Source organism: Candidatus Poribacteria bacterium (assembly GCA_021162805.1).
In the GTDB taxonomy this organism is placed as follows: Bacteria; Poribacteria; WGA-4E; order B28-G17; family B28-G17; genus JAGGXZ01.
In genome coordinates, this window is record JAGGXZ010000009.1 from 1 (window position 1) to 3,223 (window position 3,223).

Genomic DNA, 3,223 nt, shown 5'->3' on the forward strand with positions numbered 1-3,223 from the left:
AAACAGGAGACAGGAATATAGATTTTCCCCTGCCTCCTGCTTCCTGTTTCCCGTCTCCTTCTAACACTGAGAAATAAACATTTCTGGCTTCTCGGATCTCCGCTACACTTGGCGATAATATGAGCGAATCTATTAGGAGGTGAACGATGTCTGAATCTATATCGAGGGAAGAGGTCCTTGAAACGTTAAAGAAAGTCAGACATCCCGAAATAGCGAGGACTCTCGTTGAGCTGGGGATGATCAGAGATGTGGAGGTCGATGGTGGGACGGTCACGGTCACGATGGCTCTCCCGTTTCCGACCGTCCCCATTCAGGATTACCTCGCTCAAATGGTGATCGATGCCGTATCGGAATCGAGCGGCGAGCTGAAGGTTAAGGTGGAGTTCGTGGAGATGACCCCCGAGGAGAAAGCCAATTTCTTCAAGATGGCCAGGGAGGGATGGATAGGACCTATATGATCTGAAGCGAGGGGAGGTGCTGCCATGAGCTCTCCAAAGGCCAGGAGGGGAGCCGGAATAAGGGAATTCCTCAAATACTACCTTCCCCTGATGCTGGATGAGGGCCCGATGACGAAAGAGGAGATGATCGGGACGATCAGGGAGAGAAGTTCCGATAACGAGAGGTTCCGCCCCGGAAGCTCGCTCCTCATCGACGGGGAGGAGCTGAATCAGGTTCTCCAAACGCTCCTAAGGGACGGACGGATAAGCGCGGTGGAAGGTGACAGGTTCATCCTCACGGAGGAGGGACGAAAAGCCCTTCAGAGGATGAACGAGCTTAAAGGGCAGGTCAAGAACTCGAAGGAGGCAACAGCTAAGCTTATCTCGATCCTCACCTCGGATGCCGGCGAAAACGCGGGTGAGAGATACGTGTTGGATGTCGGGACGGGCGAGGGTTATCTCGCCTTCAAGCTGGCCGAGGCCGGGTTTAAGGTGCTGGGGATAGACTCGAGCGAGTTCGATTACTCCAGAGACAGCATCAAGAAGGCGTCCGAGAGGGCCAGGGGCAACCCCAATCTCGAATTCCAGGTGGCCGATGTGAGAGAGCTGGGGATGGAGGAAACTTTCGATTACGTTGTATCCAGCCAGGCCATACATTGCATGAAGGGGCGGAGGGAATGCATCTGCTCCATCTATAGGCTTCTGAAAAGGGGAGGGCTCCTCGTCGTCTCCGACTTCCTGGTCGGGTTGAAGGCGTTTTTCGCCCACGGATTCCACTCGTTCCTGGCCCTTTCAAGGGAGGAGTGGGAGGAGATCCTCCCCGGGTGCGGATATGTTGGGATCAAGATACATGAGATGAACGATTTCTGCAGATGAACGATTTCTGCGTCATAGAGGCGCGGAGACCAACGTGAGCCGAGTAAACGGGGAAGAAAGGTATTTCCAGGATATCTTTAACGCTGAACGTGGCGGAGATATCCAAACTATAGGAACGTTATAACGTTGAACGTGTAACGGATTAAGAGTCCAGGAGGAAGAAGATGGGAGGTATTATCAAAACGGCGCCCGGTCATCAGGCGGTGCCGCGCGTGAAGGTGATCTTCGTGCGGCGGGAGGAGGACTACGGCTTCGGTTGGCCTGGGGCGATATATGACGGCGAGGCGGCGCTTAAAACCTACATGCGGCAGATCCGCGAGACGGCGGAGGAGCTGGGGATAGATGCCGAGATAAACCCTCAGCCCATCTACAACGATGAGGCCGCAGACGATTTCGTCTCACGGCTTTCAGCCGAGCGTCCGGACGGCGCCCTCGTCGTGCTTTTGGATAGACAGCGGCACGCATGGCCCACGGCGAATAAGGTCATCGGGACGGGCGTGCCGACGATAGTCTTCGCCCCGATCGGCACGGCCTTCACCACAAACGTCCGTGAGCCGGCGAGGAAAATGGGAGCTTATGTGGTATCCTCCCTCGATTTCGAGGCCGTGAAATACGGATTGAGGATGATCAAGGCCCATAAACAGATGAGCGAAAGCCGGTTGATCGTCCTAAGGGGCGACAAAGCTTCGGAGAGGGAGGTTGAGCATCTGGGAACCAAGCTGAGGATACTTCCCGTGGAGGAGTTCGGACTCGAATACGATAAGGTCGGCGAAACGGAGGAGGTGAGGGCTATAGCTCAGGAGTATATGAGACGGGCTCAAAAGGTGGTTGAGCCCTCAAGGGACGATCTGATCAACGCCGCCAAGACCTACGTCGCCGCCAGACGGATACTCGAGAGAGAGGGTGGGGACGCCATCACCATGGACTGTCTCGGACCGGCAAGCAGGGGGCGAATACCGGTGCCGTGCATCGCCTGGTCGAAGCTCAACGACGAGGGGATCCCCGCCGGGTGTGAGGCCGATCTGAACGCCACGCTGACCCTGATGCTCGTGCGATACCTCTTCGACAAGCCCGGATTTCAGCAGGACCCCGTGCCAGAGACCGTGCGGAACCTTCTGATAGGGGCACACTGTAGCAGTCCGACAAGGCTGAACGGATTTGGAAAAAGATCGGAACCGTTCAACCTACGGTGTCATCACTCCCGAACCGGCGTCGCACCGCAGGTGATCTGGCGGGAGGGACAGGAGATAACGATAGCTGGTTTTGCGGGACCGGAGAGGATGCTAATATACTCCGGCAAGGTCGTGGACAATGTGTCCGTGCCGCCGGCGGGGGGATGTGTCACGTCGGTGATGGTGGAGGTGGATGGAGTTTCCGAGGCCGTTGACGTGAAGGGTTTCCATCAGGTATTCTTCTACGGAGATCACGAACGTCAGCTCCGTGCGTACTGTCAGATGTTCGGAATTCAGGTTTGATAGACGCCGTCATCGAGCTTAAGTGAAGTGATTTACATGCGCGCCGGGATTTGGAGTTCGAGCAAAGCTGGAGGGGAGAGATGAACTTGAAAGAGAGAGGTAGATTTGGTAGAATAGGGCTGGGATCGGAGGGGGAGTGTTTGGTCAAATCTCCTTAACTACAGCTTACTCTCTGCGTCACTCATTTGCTACTCATCTGCTTGAAAGTGGAGTTGATCTAAGATACATCCAAGAACTATTGGGACATAAGCATTCAAAAACGACGGAAATCTATACTCATGTCAGTGATAAAGATTTGAGTAAGATCAGAAGTCTCCTTGACATGTTGTGAAGTTCCCCCCAATTTTTGGACAGAGGATTAAGGTGGAAACAGAGGGAAGGAATCAGCTAAAATTGAGGGGAGCATCAGCTCCCCACCACCTCATATCAGAGGAG

At 54.5% G+C, this 3,223-nt stretch carries 4 protein-coding genes; all 4 read left to right on the forward strand.

Features of this window, described 5'->3' with window-relative positions:
• Positions 1–146 precede the first annotated feature (146 nt).
• The 4 genes from J7M22_00805 to J7M22_00820 all read left to right on the forward strand — a co-directional run bounded on the left by J7M22_00805 (position 147) and on the right by J7M22_00820 (position 3,119).
• On the forward strand, positions 147–458 hold the full coding sequence (locus J7M22_00805; GenBank protein ID MCD6505138.1) for an iron-sulfur cluster assembly protein: 312 nt from the start codon (positions 147–149) through the stop codon (positions 456–458).
• Between the two features lie 24 nt (positions 459–482).
• Complete coding sequence (locus J7M22_00810) at positions 483–1,313, forward strand: class I SAM-dependent methyltransferase (GenBank protein ID MCD6505139.1); 831 nt, start codon at positions 483–485, stop codon at positions 1,311–1,313.
• Positions 1,314–1,477: 164 nt separating this feature from the next.
• Complete coding sequence (locus J7M22_00815) at positions 1,478–2,788, forward strand: hypothetical protein (protein ID MCD6505140.1); 1,311 nt, start codon at positions 1,478–1,480, stop codon at positions 2,786–2,788.
• 124 nt (positions 2,789–2,912) lie between these two features.
• Entirely contained in the window at positions 2,913–3,119 is a 207-nt protein-coding gene (locus tag J7M22_00820; GenBank protein MCD6505141.1) for a tyrosine-type recombinase/integrase, read from the forward strand.
• Positions 3,120–3,223 lie beyond the last annotated feature (104 nt).